Annotated in this window: 11 protein-coding genes; 5 read left to right on the top strand and 6 right to left on the bottom strand. The window is 71.0% G+C overall.

The window, feature by feature from the left end; translation table 11 throughout:
• Positions 1 to 86 precede the first annotated feature (86 nt).
• From AB1460_RS04035 to AB1460_RS04025, 3 genes are all read right to left on the bottom strand, one after another.
• Positions 87 to 2,027, bottom strand: coding sequence for an ABC transporter ATP-binding protein (locus AB1460_RS04035; RefSeq protein WP_368959207.1), 1,941 nt, complete (start codon positions 2,025 to 2,027; stop codon positions 87 to 89).
• A gap of 611 nt (positions 2,028 to 2,638) precedes the next feature.
• Positions 2,639 to 2,887, bottom strand: coding sequence for a hypothetical protein (locus tag AB1460_RS04030; RefSeq protein ID WP_368959206.1), 249 nt, complete (start codon positions 2,885 to 2,887; stop codon positions 2,639 to 2,641).
• Positions 2,888 to 3,077: 190 nt separating this feature from the next.
• Positions 3,078 to 3,557 (bottom strand): SCP2 sterol-binding domain-containing protein, encoded by a 480-nt coding sequence (locus AB1460_RS04025; RefSeq protein ID WP_368959205.1) that lies wholly within the window; start codon positions 3,555 to 3,557, stop codon positions 3,078 to 3,080.
• A gap of 456 nt (positions 3,558 to 4,013) precedes the next feature.
• Between AB1460_RS04025 and AB1460_RS04020 the strand changes: the two genes are divergently transcribed.
• Positions 4,014 to 4,955, top strand: a complete 942-nt coding sequence (locus AB1460_RS04020) for a ParA family protein (RefSeq protein ID WP_368959204.1) — start codon at positions 4,014 to 4,016, stop codon at positions 4,953 to 4,955.
• Positions 4,956 to 4,962: 7 nt separating this feature from the next.
• The gene (locus AB1460_RS04015) at positions 4,963 to 5,598 is read left to right on the top strand and encodes an oxidoreductase (RefSeq protein WP_368959202.1); all 636 of its coding nucleotides are present in this window, start codon (positions 4,963 to 4,965) and stop codon (positions 5,596 to 5,598) included.
• 6 nt (positions 5,599 to 5,604) lie between these two features.
• Here the strand turns inward: AB1460_RS04015 and AB1460_RS04010 are convergent, their stop codons facing one another.
• Positions 5,605 to 6,012, bottom strand: a complete 408-nt coding sequence (locus AB1460_RS04010; RefSeq protein ID WP_368959201.1) for a PPOX class F420-dependent oxidoreductase — start codon at positions 6,010 to 6,012, stop codon at positions 5,605 to 5,607.
• A 469-nt stretch (positions 6,013 to 6,481) separates the two neighbouring features.
• Here AB1460_RS04010 and AB1460_RS04005 point away from each other — a divergent pair, with 469 nt between their 5' ends.
• On the top strand, positions 6,482 to 7,264 hold the full coding sequence (locus AB1460_RS04005) for a hypothetical protein (RefSeq protein WP_368959200.1): 783 nt from the start codon (positions 6,482 to 6,484) through the stop codon (positions 7,262 to 7,264).
• Positions 7,265 to 7,424: 160 nt separating this feature from the next.
• On the opposite strand, the gene AB1460_RS04000 is transcribed toward AB1460_RS04005, so the two are convergent.
• Together AB1460_RS04000 and AB1460_RS03995 are read right to left on the bottom strand one after the other, a co-directional pair.
• The gene (locus AB1460_RS04000) at positions 7,425 to 8,150 is read right to left on the bottom strand and encodes a hypothetical protein (RefSeq protein WP_368959199.1); all 726 of its coding nucleotides are present in this window, start codon (positions 8,148 to 8,150) and stop codon (positions 7,425 to 7,427) included.
• A 490-nt stretch (positions 8,151 to 8,640) separates the two neighbouring features.
• Positions 8,641 to 8,877: a DUF397 domain-containing protein gene (locus tag AB1460_RS03995; protein ID WP_006545546.1), complete on the bottom strand. Its 237-nt coding sequence runs from the start codon at positions 8,875 to 8,877 to the stop codon at positions 8,641 to 8,643.
• Positions 8,878 to 10,521: 1,644 nt separating this feature from the next.
• On the opposite strand from AB1460_RS03995, the gene AB1460_RS03990 reads away from it, so the two are divergent.
• Both AB1460_RS03990 and AB1460_RS03985 read left to right on the top strand, forming a co-directional pair.
• Positions 10,522 to 11,388, top strand: coding sequence for a helix-turn-helix domain-containing protein (locus AB1460_RS03990; protein ID WP_026311000.1), 867 nt, complete (start codon positions 10,522 to 10,524; stop codon positions 11,386 to 11,388).
• Between the two features lie 460 nt (positions 11,389 to 11,848).
• The gene (locus tag AB1460_RS03985; protein WP_368959198.1) at positions 11,849 to 12,310 is read left to right on the top strand and encodes an anthrone oxygenase family protein; all 462 of its coding nucleotides are present in this window, start codon (positions 11,849 to 11,851) and stop codon (positions 12,308 to 12,310) included.
• Positions 12,311 to 12,315: the final 5 nt, after the last annotated feature.

The raw sequence follows: 12,315 nt of genomic DNA, 5'->3' as shown, positions 1-12,315 counted from the left end.
GGCTGACCGGCGCTCAGGCGCCGGTCAGCCCTCGGTTCACGGGGTGCTGGCTGACCGCGGTGACCTGCTTCCGCCGGTCGCCGCGGTCAGCCAGCACCGACCAGGGTGGCGTCCGGGCCGGGCTGGCCGGTCCCCGGCTGTTCGGGCAGCCGGTGGGCTGCCGGGTCCCGCTGCTCGAACTGGGTGCGGTAGAGCTCGGCGTACCGCCCGCCGGCGGCCAGCAGCTCGGTGTGGCTGCCCCGCTCGACGATCCGGCCGCCCTCGATCACGAGGATCACGTCGGCGGACCGCACGGTGGAGAGCCGGTGCGCGATCACGACCGAGGTGCGGCCGGCCAGCGCCGCGCCGAGCGCCTCCTGCACCACGGCCTCGGAGGTCGAGTCCAGATGGGCGGTGGCCTCGTCGAGGATCACCACCCGCGGCCGGGCGAGCAACAGCCGGGCGATCGTCAGACGCTGTCGCTCCCCACCGGAGAGGCGGTAGCCGCGCTCCCCGACCACCGTGTCCAGACCGTCCGGGAGCTGCTCGACGAGGTCCGCCAGCCGCGCGCCGCGCAGGGCCTCCCACAGCTCGTCGTCGGCGGCGTCGGGCCGGGCGAGCGCGAGGTTCGCCCGCACGGTGTCGTGGAAGAGATGGTCGTCCTGGGTGACCATGCCGACGGTGCCGCGCAGCGAGTCGGCGGTGAGGTCGCGCACGTCGACGCCGGCCAGCCGCACCGCGCCCGATCCGACGTCGTACAGCCGTGGGATGAGCTGCGCGATCGTCGACTTCCCGGCACCGGACGAACCGACGAGCGCGACCATCTGGCCGGGCTCGGCGCGCAGCGACACCTCGTGGAGCACCTCGTCGCCGCCGCGCTCGTCGAGGACCGCGACCTCCTCCAGCGAGGCGAGGGAGACGGCGTCGGCCGCCGGGTAGGCGAAGGTGACCTGGTCGAACTCCACCGAGACGGGGCCGTCGGGCACCGGCCGGGCGCCCGGCCGCTCGACGATGAGTGGTTTCAGGTCGAGGATCTCGAAGACCCGCTCGAAGCTGACGAGGGCGCTCATGACCTCGACCCGGGCGTTGGCGAGCGCGGTGAGCGGTGCGTAGAGCCGGGTGAGCAGCAGGGCGAGGGCGACGACCGCGCCCGGCTCCAGGTCGCCGCGCAGCGCGCGGTAGCCGCCGAGCCCGTAGACGAGCGCCAGCGCCAGGGACGAGACGAGCGTCAGCGCCGTCACGAAGATCCACTGCAGCATGGCGGTACGCACGCCGATGTCGCGCACCCGGCGCGCCCGGCGGGCGAACTGGGCGGACTCCTCCGCTGGCCGGCCGAACAGCTTGACCAGCGTGGCGCCCGGGGCGGAGAAGCGCTCCGTCATCCGCGAGCCCATCGCCGCGTTGTGGTTGGCGGCCTCCAGCTCGAGCTGCGCGAGCCGGGAGCCCATCCGCCGCGCGGGCAGGACGAAGACCGGCAGCAGGAGCAGCGCGAGCAGCGTGATCTGCCACGACAGGCTGACCATCACCACGACGGTGAGCAGGAGCGACACCAGGTTGCCGACGACCCCGGACAGGGTGTCGCTGAAGGCGCGCTGCGCCCCGATGACGTCGTTGTTCAGCCGGCTCACCAGCGCCCCGGTGCGCGTGCGGGTGAAGAAGGCGACCGGCATGCGCTGGACGTGGTCGAAGACCGATCGGCGCAGATCGAGGATGAGGCCCTCGCCAATGGAGGCGGACAGCCACCGGTTCAGGATGCCCAGCGCGCCCTCGACCACCGCGATCGCGGCGATGAGGACGGCGAGGACCACGACGGTGCGCGGCCGGTCTCCGTCGACGATCGCCGTCACGACCCGGCCGGCGAGGACCGGGGTGGCGACCGCCAGGACGGCGCCCGCGACGCTGGTACCGAGGAACAGGAACAGCCAGCGGCGGTGCGGCCGGGCGAACCCGGCAATCCGGCGGACGGTGGCGCGCGAGAAGGGCCGCCGTTCCTGCCGGGAGTGCATCACCGAGTACAACGAGTTCCAGGCCGCGAACTCCATGCTCATGGCGCCACCACCGTGCTCATCGCTCCACCACCTTGTCCGGGCTGAGTTCCGCGCCGTCGCACGCATGGAAGCACGCCCCTGCGACAGTTCCGGGGCGCCCGCGTGGTCGCCGGCCGCCGCGGCGCCGCGGTGGCCGTTCCCTCCGGTCCGCGTGGCCGGGCACGGGCACCGACCGTAGGACCTGAACCTCACGTGAGGTCAAACATCGGGTCCGCGCCAACGCGAGCGGACGCGAGCGAGCATCGGCATCGGCGTCGGCTCGACCGCACAAAACGGACGTAATGCGGATGTGATGCGACCTTCGGCACTCGGTGGAAAAGATGATGGATCACAGCCCGCGGGCACGGAAGCGAAGGCCTGCGGAGGTCGGAGCAACCGAATGCGGCGAGATTCAGCGGGGGCTGGGCTCTGGCGGGGGAAACGACACCACGACGACCGGAGATCCAACAGCGGGCACAGACCCGGATTCAGGTGGGGGAACGAGGGAAGGGAAAACGGGGCGACGGGAGCCCGGCAGCGGATCCATGCGTCGCAGCACGGTCGGCGGGCGGAGGTGTGCCCGGTCGCCGTTGACCGGACGGACTTCCCTCACGCCAAGGAGTCTGCCCCGCTCAGGCGATGCGCACTGCTCGCCGGGACGTCACCGACGCGGCCCGCAGGGTCGCGACCGGATGATCCGCCATCCAGGCCACATCCGCCTCGGTGACCCGCATCCGGCGAGCCAGCTCGTCGGCGGTGGAACCGCCGTCGAGCGCCTGTCTGATCGCGGCCGCCCTGATACCGCGAAACGCGGAACGCTGCCGGCTCGCCGTCCACATCAGGGCGTCGGCGAGTGCCGCCCGTTCGACCGGGTCGGCCACTTGCAATACATCGTCACAGGTCACGGTGATAGATGGTTGCGCGCGCGGGAAGTCTTGGCAACACCTCGGGCAACAGTGATTCCCACGCAACAGCGCGCGCGACGAAGTACGTTCGCTCCATCTACGGTCAGTACACAAATGCAACCCAGGGTGCGCGGATTCTCGGTCTCGGTGTGCACCCGGGTACCGATCAGTTGTCGGTGGAGACCCCGAACCACGACACGACCTGCCCGCCGAACTTCAGGTCGCCGTCAATCTTGATCTTGCGGGTGAGATAGGCCTTGGCGGGGTTGGCCTGCCCGGTGACGATCCGGACCAGGCGGACGCGGTCCGTCCGGATGGTGACGGTGTGCCCGCCGGCCGGGGCGAGCTCACCGGGCGGATCGATGCCCAGGCCGCACTCCGCACCCCGCACGGTCAGCACATACGTGCGGGTCGCCCCGCCCGGGCCGCCGCCGAGCACGAACTGGACCAGAGCCTGCGCCTCGCCGTCAACGCCCTTGGCCTTCGCGGGCTCGTAGCTGTCCCGCATCCGGGCGAACAGCGCGTCGAGGACGGCGTCCCCGCCGGGGCCGTGCAGCAACTCCTCCGTCTGGGGCTCCGACAGCGAGCCCAGCTGGTCGACCAGCGTGGCCGGGTCGGCGTTCAGATCAACGGACAGGTCGGACATGGGTGCTCCCTGGTGCCGCGCCGATGCGGGTCGCCGGCAGATGCCGGTACGTCCCATAATGTCGCGCCCCTCGGACCACCCGCCCGAGACCCCGGGCAACCTCGGGCAACCTCGGATCACACCGACCGGATCATCGCTGCGCTCCGTGACGGCGCCCTCCCGGAGCTCGCCGCCCGGTCGGGCTACCGGTACACAGACCCGCAGGCTGCGCCATAATTTCTCCTGTTCAGGCCGATATGCACGATATGACCGGATCCTCGGGCGTCGTCACGGAGCGGAAGGGAGCGGGATGCCGGAGCCGGATCGCGTCCACCCGTCTCGTACCCGCGGTCGGCCCTTCCCGGCCCACCTGGCCGGCCCCGCGACGCGGCCTCGCAGCATGCCGAGCGAATCCCCGCGAACCGGCATGTGGTTACCTCTTACCAGCGCCGGCCGGGGTACAGGAGCGAGGGTGCCGTGAAAGTGGTGGCAGTCGTCAATTACAAGGGTGGGGTAGGAAAGACGACACTCACCGCGAACATCGGCGCGGACATCGCCCGCCTGGGAAAACGCGTCCTGATGATCGATCTGGATCCGCAGGCGAGCCTGACCTTCTCGTTCTACCGGCCTGACGAGTGGCGGGCGAATCTCGCCGACGACCGGACCGTCAAGGAGTGGTTCGAGGCCTGGCGCGGAGAGTCCTACGTGCCGCACCTGTCGCCGTTCATCACCTCTCCCCCGGTCGTCAACTCCTCCATTTCGTACAACGGCGGCGCACTCGGGCTGGTCGCGTCGCACCTCTCCCTCGGGGACGTCGAGATGAACCTGGCGGCGCGCCTGGGCGGAGCTCACGTCCAGCGGTCGACCCGGTACTACTTCGACGTCTACCAGCGGATCACCGCCGGCCTCGCGACGCTGCACCCGCAGGACTACGACCTGGTTCTCATCGACTGCCCGCCCAATTTCGGCGTCATCACCCGCACCGCGATCGCGGCCTGCGACCACCTGCTGATCCCGGCCCGGCCGGACGAGCTGTCGACGCTGGGCATCGAGCATCTACTCAGCCGCCTGCACCGCTTCACCTGGGAGTACAACCGGATCGCCGGGCTGCAGTCGGACCGCCACCCCGAGATCAAACGACTCGACCCACGGATCCTGGGCATCGTCTTCACCATGGTCCAGTACTACGGCGGCCGGCCGATCGCGGCCATGCAGCCGCACATCGACCTGGTCCGCAACCTCGACGTACCGGTTTTCGAGGCAATGGTCCGGGAGAGCAACACCTACTTCGCCGGCGCGGCCGGCACCCGCCTTCCGGTGGTCCTTTCCGAGCGCATTCCACGATCCCTCGCGCTGGAGCTGCGCGCACTCGTGGACGAGTTCCTCCGCCGGATCGGGGCGGCGAACCGTGGGTACTGAGGCCTCCGTGCGCGCCGTCCACGCCACCGGGGAGCCGGGCGACACGCCGCCGGCCCAGGCGCCGGCCGAGGGCGCGGCCAGCCCGGCGGCCGCCGCGTCCCTGCTTCTGGGTGCCCTCGCCGAGCTGCTCACCGGTCTCGACACCCAGCAGGTCACCGACCTCCTGGAGGGTCGGGCCCGCCTCGCGGTGGTGCCTGGGACGCCCGGCGGACCAGCAGGATCCGCCCGGCCGGAGCATGATCCGGTGCCGGCGGACCCGGTCCGCCCAGCGCTGCCTCCTCCCACCGGCACAGCCCGAGCCCAGCCGCCGGCGGGCTCCGCCGGCGGGCTCGCCACCGGGGTCCGCCGCCGCTCACGTGCGGCGGAGCGGGGCCCGGGCCGGAGCCGACCCGAACTGCCGTCCGGGCCTGCGCTGGAGGAACTGCGCCGTTCGCTGCGCGCGGCGCCGAGCCGCGGGGCCGCCGAGCAGATCCTCGACGGCCTGGGCCCGTTCACCGTGGTGGCCCTGCGTGAGCTGGCAGCCGGGCTGGGCGTCACCGGAGTCGGAAGCCGCGACCCCAGGCCCGCCGTCCGTCGCAAGATCGTGGACGGGACGGTCGGCCAGCGGCTGCGGACAGAGGCGATCTTCGGTGGAGGGTTCTGACCGCGGCTACCAGCCGGGCATCGTGATCCTGATCGCGGTCCGGCTCTCCTCCGGTCGCCGGCGCACCGCACGCATCGCCCGGGACGCGGCGGCGACCAGCGGCGCGGCGACCCGGTACCGGCGGTTCACCATGGCCCGCGCGGCACCGGTACGTTCCGGTAGCACCTCCGCCATCACCTCGATGGGGCTTTCCGACGACCGTCCCCTGGCGTCGCAGGGGGCGACTGTCGCGCGCGGCGAGTTCCGCAGCCGGCGGACCTTCCCGCTCCTCTCGTCAGTAAGTATCAGAAGTTCCGCTTCGTTCACCACGAACCACACCGGCGTCGAGACGGGGCGTCCGTCCTTGCGGAAGGTGGTCAGGGAGAGGTATTTCGACGTTTCGGTCCACGTGGGCAGTGTCACGACTGACGGCATGGCCGGAACCGTAGTGGTGGCCGGCCTCCGCGTCCCGGCCACTGACCGGTAGGCCCGGAAGGTCCCGCGCCGCTTCGGCCACTTGACAGCGATCGTTCCTTTGGCACAATCGGGCACCTCGAGAACATCTCCGCGCTGAGCTCATCCACACCGCGGCCTACCGGAACCGGATGTGTGGGAGTTCGGTCGAGTCACGCACCCGCGGTGCGGCCGGGTCCCGTGCCCGGTCCGCATGATGCCCGGCGGCGACCGGGTGACGCCCCGATAATCATCGATATCGTGTAAATATCCCGGCTCTCGGTCTGCGGAAGGACCCCCGCATTGTCCGGCCGGTCCCGATCGCGGTCACCGGGGGCGTTCAGCAAGCCCTGAGCGGCCGCACAATGTCCGATGCACCGGGCGTGTTCGCCGGCGCCCCGGACAACGACATCGCGGCGGCGCCGGCACGGCGCCGAGGGAAGGCACACCGATGGGACAGCAGAGCCGGAAGGAACGATCAGACAAAGGGTGCATCCGGATCAACGCACGGGACTTCCGGTGTCTGAGCTGGCTGTTGGAGATGGGCTCCGCCTACGAGGACGACCTGGCTGTCGTGCTCGACCCCGCCATGCGGACATCCCGTGACGCGGCTCGGGCGGTCGTGCGGCGCTGGCGGCAGGCCGATCTCGTCCAGGCGGACGGCCTGTTCGCCAACCGGGGCCGCATCGTGCGGCTCACCGAGGACGGCGCACGCCTGGTCGGCGAGGTCGACCGCGCCGCCGTGGCGCCGGTGACCGCCGCGGTGCACGCGGCTGAGACGGCCCGCACCCGCCTGCTGCTGGAACACCAGCCGCAGGCCGCGGGTTCACCGGTGGTCGGCTGGACCAGCGCTCACCGGTGGCGCGCGGAGAACCGCGCCGCGGTCAGCGCCGGTGCGTGCGTCCCGGATGGCGTCGCGCAGCTGGCGGACGGCTCATGCGCCGCCGTGCGGGTCGAACGGGTCTACCAGGGGACCACGTCGATGACCACCGCGGCCGCCGACCTGCTGCGGCGGTTCCCGCGGGCGATCTACGCCGTTCCGGGGATGAGCGGCGGCTTGGCGGACCTCGTCGAGGAGGCGCTGGCGCGGGCCGTCGGGCAGATCCGGGCGGGCGGGTCGGAGCCGGGTACGCCAGCGTTCGTCCACATCCCCGACCGCCTTGTCCCCGACCTGCCGGCCCTGGCCTTCCCCGCCGGGCAGGACAGCAGACGGGCCGGTCTGGCACCGGCGTGAACACGAGGCCGACATGAAAAGGCCGCCCGGGGTACGGGGGGATCCCCGGGCAGCTGGTACATGTTTGCACCCCTGAACCGCCGGACGCAATGGGATGCGCCCGCGGGATCGTCACACATGGTCCGGACCGGCTACCGGGACCGGGCGGGCCCGGAAGGGCTCACGCGGCCGCGGTAGCCGCGGCCAGCGGCAGGGCCACCCCCGGAAAGCGATGGATGAGGCTGGTCGACACTGTTCCCTCGGCGATCCCGTCGATCACGTCCAGCAGCGCCGCGGAGTACCGCGGGTCGAGGCGGCCGGCGCGGTGCAGACCGCGCAGGCGCAGCAGGCCCGGCAGGTGGGCTTCGATCGCAGGCTGGTCCGGCCGGGGCGCGCCGTCCAGCCAGGCGTCGAACCGCGCCTCGGTCATGACCTCCCAGACGACCGTGTCCGCGATCGCGCCGGTGGCATCGGTGACCGTGACCAGATGCGGGACGCGCACGAGCCCGGGCAGGCCGGTCAGGTCGGGGCGGGCGCCGGCGGTGATGACATACCCGGGCTGCCCGGCCTGCAGCAGGACAGCACGGAGATGGGACGCGAATGCGAGCGCCAGGGCGCTGCGTCCGGGCAGGCCGCTCTGCGCGTGCATGACAACGGCGTCCACACCGGGGCCGCGCACCCGGTCCGCGGCGGCACGGGCCAGCCAGCTCGGCTCCACCAGCTCGAAGCCCACCTGCGCCCGGCGGCGCTCGAGGACGGTGTCGACGCCGCCGGCGGACCACGCGCCCACCACCGCGGAGTCGGGAAGCCACCGGCAGATGATCAACCCGTCGGCCCTCGGCAGCGACAGGAGCGGAAGATCACCGGAGGTGAAGATCCGATCCGGGGTCTCGGTCGGCGTCGTCATGCGGCTCTCCGGTGCGCGTGCAGGGCGTGGCAGCGCTCGCGTCAGCCCCGGGCGGTCGAGGTCGGTTCGGTGCGGTGCGGGCGCCGGGCTCACCTTCCACGAGCGGGGCGGCGCACTCTGGCAGGAATCTGCCAGCATGCCGGAGTGCCGGTTCACACCATCAACCTCCAGACAGGGCCCACCGGCTCCGGAGAGCCGTGCCGGGTACAGGCGGACAAGGCGCCTGGCACTACGCCGGGCTCCCCTGGCAAAGGCCGGGACCGGACGCCGCTGTCCGGCCACGACCCGAAGCGGGTCGGACTACATCGAGCCCAGCTGGACGTCAGCGGGACCTCGTCGTAGCGCCGAACAGTCGGCTGGCCCGGTGCGATCCGGTAACCCGCTCGTCGGCGTTGGTGCGATGTGCCCGGCGAAAGCGCCGAGCTGTGACTGCATGCGGCCCCCTCGGGGACCGCGCCATCTGATGGCGGGGCGGTCAGACCGTTCCCTGTCAGATGAGCAGGTTGTCGAAATCCCCGTCCTTCGCGCCCAGGATCAGCGCCTCAATCTCGGCCCGCGTGTAGACGAGGGCGGGCCCGTCGGGATGCCTGGAGTTCCGGACGGCCACCGCGTCACCCGGCAGTCGCGCCATCTCGACGCAGTTGCCCTGTGAGTTGCTCCGCCGGCTCTTCTGCCACGTGACCCATTGCAGGGCCGTGGCCGGCATACCACTGTAGATCTTGGACAAGGTTGGTCTCCTGAAGTTTCTTTACGTCCGGAGCCAGGCGTTCGCTGCCGCGGGCTGGACCCCTTCCACCCTGGCCGCTCACGGCTCGTCCGCAGCTACGAAACCACCCGCCGCACTGGGGCTCGGCCGACGAGAGACCTCGTCCAACCTCCCTCCCAGGGGTGGGCTCGTGCGCTTGCACGGACTTCGGCTCACGATACAGCACGCGCGTGTGCACGTGCATCCGACCGGAGGCCATGTGCAAACGACATTCGACCGCCACACCCGGGTGCCGCCCACCGGCCCGCGCACGGTCCACCGAAGAACTCCGCACACCCACTATTCACACGCGAACCAAAAACATGACCGCTACCTGCCCGCCGCGCCACGCGCCCGCCCAGCACCCGTCCACCACGGGCAACCGGCCTTCACGCGCGTTCTCGTCACCGCACCCGCCCCCCGACGAGCAGGCCCCCGGCCCGGTAGATCACTGGTTGGGTTCGCGGTGACCTGACCGCCCGGCCGACAAAGGCCCGGGCCGGATGGCGCGACGCCGCACGCGGCCGCCCGGCCGCCCGGCTCCACGGCGGCCAGCTCCACGCCGGCCAGCTCCATGCGGCCATGGCAGAACGAGGCCGCACGACCCAGGCCCAGGCACGGCCCAGGCACAGGCGGAGCCGGAAGCGTGGCCTCGGGGTAGCCCGCGTGGCGGGCCAGCGGCCATGATCACCTGATCGTGCCGGTCCTCCGGATCGGGTGCCGGGGACGAACGGCTCCCCGGCGGCACCGTGCCACAGCCGTCCGCGGGGGCACCGAAAACCGGTCGACGGGTGCTCCGAGCTGCGTTCTCGCGGAATTCAGGGGCAGTACGGCGGTGGGTCGCACCCGCCCGCGAACCCGCCTTCCGGGCTGCGACGAAGGTCCCGTGACCCGGCAACACGCTCCCGGCGAAGCGGTACGGTCGACACGCTGTCCGATTCCGGCCCGCGCACACGGCGGCCGACGGGCCGGGCAAACAGCGGTGCCGCTCCTGCGGTGCCGCCGCCGAAGGACCTCGACGATGGCAGTGACGCGAATGAACAGCACACCGGGTGAACAACGGGGAACGTCGATGAGGGAGGGTGTGCCGCAGGCGGGCCGGCCCTGTTTCCGGTCCGTCGACGAGATCACCGACGCGCGGCCCAGGGCCGCACTGCGGCGGTGGGCAACCACTCGACCATGACGGTCCCTTCTGTCACAGTGACGTCCCGGTAACACCGATCGGGGCGAGGGGGTCCGGGCAGACAAGCACCTGGCTGCGCAGGCCGCTGGCGACGAAACGGTCCGCCGGGCGGCTCCCGGGCCGGAGGGAATCAGGGGCCGGGCGGGCTCTCCCCCGGCGCCGGCGCCCGCAGCGGATGACCCTCCCTGTCGCCGGCCCGTCGCGAGGCGCAATCAGCACCGTGCGCGGGGCGCATTGGCCGACCCGTATCCGGAGCGGCCTGATCCAGGCGGATCGCGGCCAATGGGAGTCGACAACGAACACGCTGCGTAAACCGTGTATACGTATCTGGTTCACCCGGCCGGAGCCGATCCCGTTGATGGGGCCAGGGAAGGCATGGGGTGAACCTGGGCCAAAGATCGAATGACATACTCTCCTATAGACCAATGACGAGGAGGCCGACAGTGATGACCACTCAACCGGGTGGCGGTCCGACAGTCCGTCGGATCCTGCTCGGTTCGCAGCTCCGTCGGCTTCGGGAGGAAAAGGGCATAAGCCGCGAAGATGCCGGTTACCACATCCGGGCCTCCGAATCGAAGATCAGCCGGATGGAGCTCGGCCGGGTGAGCTTCAAGGGGCGGGACGTCGAGGACCTCCTCACCCTCTACGGTGTGACGGACAGCGACGAACGCGAGCCCCTCCTCTCCCTCGTCCGGGAGGCCAACCGCCCGGGCTGGTGGCACGGCTACGGGGATGTACTGCCGAACTGGTTCCAGCCCTACATCGGGCTCGAGGAGGCGGCAGCGCTCATCCGGACCTATGAGCTCCAGTTCATTCCGGGCCTGCTGCAGACCGAGGACTACGCCCGGTCGGTCATCAACCTCGACAGCGGCGGGACGCCACCCGACGTCCTCGAGCGGCGCGTGAACGTCCGGATGAACCGGCAGAAGGTCCTGCACCGCGAGACACCCCTACGACTCTGGGTCGTGATCGACGAGGCCGCGCTGTGCCGGCCCATCGGTGGCCCCAAGGTCATGCGGGCGCAGCTCGAACACCTGATCGCGCTCTGCGCGCTCCCGAACCTGACGCTGCAGATCATGCCGTTCGCATTCGGCGGGCACGCGGCCGAGGGCGGCGCCTTCACCATCCTGCGGTTCCCGGAACAGGATCTGCCGGACGTCGTCTATCTGGAGCAGCTCACCGGCGCGGTCTATATGGACAAGCGGGAAGACGTGGATATCTACGCGCAGGCGATGAACCGGCTCACGGTTGACAGCCCGCAGCCGGCTTCCACTCCCGACCTCCTGAACCGCATCGTCGCCCAGCTCTGACCGACCCCGCCAGCACGGCTGGCTCGGCAAGCACGGCCGGCCCTGATCCGGCCACCCCGTGGTCGCCGGGCGGCACCAGCGCGCCGGTAAGACAGACAGCTCTTCCGCGCTTTCTCTGCAGCAGATCCGCAGGCCATTCCCGCCGGACCGGCCGGCGCCCCCGCCCAGGCCCGCTCGCCCGCGCCTGGTCCGGCGGCCCCCGACATCCCGCAGGGCCCGACCAGCCGTCGTGCGTCCCCCGCCGCGGTCGGCAGTGAGCGCCCATCCAGGCAGCTCCAAGCGCTCCATCAGGTGCACCCCGCCCCGCGAATGCAACTGCATATGCAATTGCACTCAACCCGCTGACCGAATTGCCAAATATCGCGCGAAAGGAACCTTGCGCAATACGGTGCGGCGTGACGCGGCTCTTGGTATGAATGCATCCCAGTCAGCCGCGTGCAGGATGGAGAGCCGGAGAATCATGGTCTCGGCACTCGTCGTGGTCTCCCTCGTTCTGACCGGACTCGTCGCGGGAACGATGACCGTCGGCCTGGTTGCCGTTCGGCCCGCCCTGCACTCCCTGCCCACCACCTCATATGTGCAGGTGAAGCAGGCCTTCGACATCAGCTACCCGAAGCTGATGAAGCCCCTGCAGATCGTCAGTCTGGTGGTCACCGCAGCTCTGGCCATCGCCGCGGGCGTCGACGGAGAGACCACCTGCGCCGTCCTCGCCGCGATCGCCACCGTCGCGGTGCTCACCAACATCATCGTCACCGTGCGCGGGGATCTCCCCATCAACAACGCGATGGCGACCTGGCAGCCGGCTGCCCCGCCCAGCGACTGGCAGGCCCAGCGGGCCCGCTGGGACTTCTTCAACACCATCCGGACGTCCGCCGCCGTCATCGCGCTGGTGCTGCTCGCCCTCGCGGCAACCACGGCCTGACCAGC

The sequence above is a fragment of the Parafrankia sp. FMc2 genome, from assembly GCF_041008525.1.
Classification (GTDB): domain Bacteria; phylum Actinomycetota; class Actinomycetes; order Frankiales; family Frankiaceae; genus Parafrankia.
The sequence above is the reverse complement of the archived record's forward strand: the minus strand, read 5'-3'. Positions and strand labels throughout refer to the sequence as shown.

Excerpts from the sequence above, each read along its gene's own strand:
- AB1460_RS04035 (WP_368959207.1), bottom strand. The coding sequence starts at position 2,027 with ATGAGCATGGAGTTCGCGGCCTGGAACTCGTTGTACTCGGTGATGCAC.
- AB1460_RS04025 (WP_368959205.1), bottom strand. The coding sequence starts at position 3,557 with ATGTCCGACCTGTCCGTTGATCTGAACGCCGACCCGGCCACGCTGGTC.
- AB1460_RS04000 (WP_368959199.1), bottom strand. The coding sequence starts at position 8,150 with ATGACGACGCCGACCGAGACCCCGGATCGGATCTTCACCTCCGGTGAT.
- AB1460_RS04005 (WP_368959200.1), top strand. The coding sequence starts at position 6,482 with ATGGGACAGCAGAGCCGGAAGGAACGATCAGACAAAGGGTGCATCCGG.
- AB1460_RS04010 (WP_368959201.1), bottom strand. The coding sequence starts at position 6,012 with ATGCCGTCAGTCGTGACACTGCCCACGTGGACCGAAACGTCGAAATAC.
- AB1460_RS03985 (WP_368959198.1), top strand. The coding sequence starts at position 11,849 with ATGGTCTCGGCACTCGTCGTGGTCTCCCTCGTTCTGACCGGACTCGTC.